This window comes from Mycobacterium sp. TH-M82 (assembly GCF_057473605.1).
In genome coordinates this window covers 1-1,747 of the sequence record NZ_JBYCKY010000291.1, presented here as the reverse complement: position 1 = coordinate 1,747, position 1,747 = coordinate 1, and the positions used below count along the sequence as shown (strand labels likewise).

Here is a 1,747-nt window from a genome sequence, read left to right as displayed (position 1 = left end):
TCACGCTGAAGTTCGGCCAGTAGCCACCGGGTCCGGGAGGTGCGGTCGCACCGCGGTGCGGACCTCGTTTTCCAGCCGACGGACCAGCGTGTCGTCGCGCGCCCATCCGCAGTCGGCGAGCCAGTTTCCCAGCATCCGGTGCCCGCCCTCGGTCAGGATCGACTCCGGGTGGAACTGGACGCCGTGAATCGGCAACTCGGTGTGGCGCACCGCCATGATCACACCGCTGCGGGTGCGGGCCGTCACCTCCAGCACCGGCGGCAGCGACTCCGGCAGGATCGTCAGCGAGTGGTAGCGGGTGGCGGTGAACGGATCCGGGAGGCCTTGCAGCACGCCCACATTGGTGTGGAAGACGCTGCTGGTTTTGCCGTGCAGCAACTCGGGCGCACGGTCCACCCGGGCACCGAACGCGACGCCGATGGCCTGGTGGCCCAGGCAGACCCCCAGCAGCGGCGTCCGCGCCGCCGCGCACGCCCGGACGAGGCTTATCGACGCGCCCGCGCGTTCCGGCGTGCCCGGTCCGGGGCTCAGCAGCACACCGGCGAACTGCGCGGTGACGGCCGGCTCGTCGGCGAGCCGGGCGTCGTCGTTGCGCCACACCTCGGCCTGGACGCCGAGCTGGCCCAGGTACTGCACGAGGTTGAACACGAAGCTGTCGTAGTTGTCGACAACCAGGATCCGCATCGTGACAGGCTACCGCCCGCGCCCACCGGGGGCGCTGGTCGCCGGCGGCAGGGGCTGCGCGTAGTGCATCCGCAGCGGCCCGGTGTGGCCGACGATCCGCACGTCGGACTCGACCTGTTCGTGGTAACCCAGGCCGAACCGGACCACATATTGCTTGTAGAGGGTCACCAGGGGAGCGGCGGCAAGGGCGGCTTGCATGGCGGTGGGATCGCCGATCGCGGTGACGGTGTAGGGCGGGCTGTAGGTGCGCCCGTTGAGCAGCAGGGTGTTGCCGACGCAACGCGGCACCGACGTCGCGATGATTCGCTGGTCCTGCATCTGGACCGCCTCGGCGCCTGCGCTCCACAACGCGTTGAGGACGGCTTCGATGTCCTGCTGGTGCACCACCAGGTCGTCGGGGGAGGCGTCGCGTGGGAAGCGGCCGTTGGCGTCGCGCTGGGCGTCGTCGAGGGTCACCACCAGCCCCGGGCCGTGCACCGGATCCATGCCCGCCTCGCCGGCCAGTCGCGCGGACTGCCGCAGCAGGTCGGCCAGCGCGGCATCCGGTGACCGGCCGCGGGCTGCGTCGACGGCGTTCGACAGCGCATCCCGCCGCGCGGTCAGGTCGTTCACCGACGCCTGGGCTTCGCGGACGAGGTCGACCAGGCGCGGCGCGTCGCTGCGGCGGATCTCGGCGCCGCCTGAGACCCCGTGCGTGGCCGCCAGCAGCACACCGGCCGACAGGCAGACCAGCGGAACGCCGAACCGCCACGGCGAGCGGCGCGTGTCGCTCATCGTTTCTCCATTTCCCGGTCGGCCTGCCAGGTGAGTTAGTCTCATATCCAAGCTGGGTGTGCAACCTCCTGGTTATCGTTGCACCCCGTTGCCCTCACCGTGTCGTCCAGGTAACCCCACATATCCGCGAGGTACCCATGCCCAAGTCGAAGGTCCGCAAGAAGAACGACTTCACCGTCGGCGCCGTCAGCCGCACCCCGGTGAAGGTGAAAGTCGGGCCGTCGAGTGTGTGGTTCGTCGCGCTGTTCGTCGGGCTGATGCTGATCGGGCTCGTCTGGCTGATGGTGTT

Annotated in this window: 3 protein-coding genes; 1 reads left to right on the top strand and 2 read right to left on the bottom strand. The window is 69.9% G+C overall.

All coding sequences use genetic code 11. The annotated features are described in order from the left end of the window. Both AC2VON_RS09260 and AC2VON_RS09255 read right to left on the bottom strand, forming a co-directional pair. Positions 1 to 684, bottom strand: a complete 684-nt coding sequence (locus AC2VON_RS09260; protein ID WP_486952683.1) for an aminodeoxychorismate/anthranilate synthase component II — start codon at positions 682 to 684, stop codon at positions 1 to 3. 9 nt (positions 685 to 693) lie between these two features. Then, a complete protein-coding gene (locus AC2VON_RS09255) occupies positions 694 to 1,458 on the bottom strand; it encodes a DUF881 domain-containing protein (protein WP_486952682.1) in 765 nt (254 codons plus the stop codon). A 137-nt stretch (positions 1,459 to 1,595) separates the two neighbouring features. Here AC2VON_RS09255 and AC2VON_RS09250 point away from each other — a divergent pair. After that, the coding region (locus tag AC2VON_RS09250; RefSeq protein WP_486952684.1) for a cell division protein CrgA at positions 1,596 to 1,747 on the top strand (152 nt) is incomplete at its 3' end.

Coding starts and splice junctions, on each gene's coding strand:
- AC2VON_RS09260 (WP_486952683.1), bottom strand. CDS start 684: ATGCGGATCCTGGTTGTCGACAACTACGACAGCTTCGTGTTCAACCTC.
- AC2VON_RS09255 (WP_486952682.1), bottom strand. CDS start 1,458: ATGAGCGACACGCGCCGCTCGCCGTGGCGGTTCGGCGTTCCGCTGGTC.